This window comes from Streptomyces sp. SID9727 (genome assembly GCF_010550605.1).
Classification (GTDB): domain Bacteria; phylum Actinomycetota; class Actinomycetes; order Streptomycetales; family Streptomycetaceae; genus Streptomyces.
Map to the genome: position 1 here is coordinate 1 of NZ_JAAGNI010000087.1, position 222 is coordinate 222.

Consider the following 222-nt stretch of genomic DNA (forward strand, 5'->3'; position numbering starts at 1 on the left):
CTCCGCCGGGACGCTGGAACCCGGCGGACCCCCCGTCTACGCCGAGACCGACGGGCGGCGCGTCGGCGTCCGCACCGCGCCGGGCCGCCCGGTGCGGGTGCGAGTGAGCGACCCCGTGAGCGGCGCCGGCGCCCCCCTCACCACCCTCACCCTGCCCGGTGGCGGCCAGACCGACCGCTTCCACGTGGGCGTCCGGCTCGCCGCCGACGGGACCGCCGCCCT

At 81.1% G+C, this 222-nt stretch carries 1 pseudogene; it reads left to right on the forward strand.

What is annotated here, in order from left to right:
- Positions 1-222, forward strand: a pseudogene (locus G3I41_RS05250) (hypothetical protein); the annotation flags it as partial.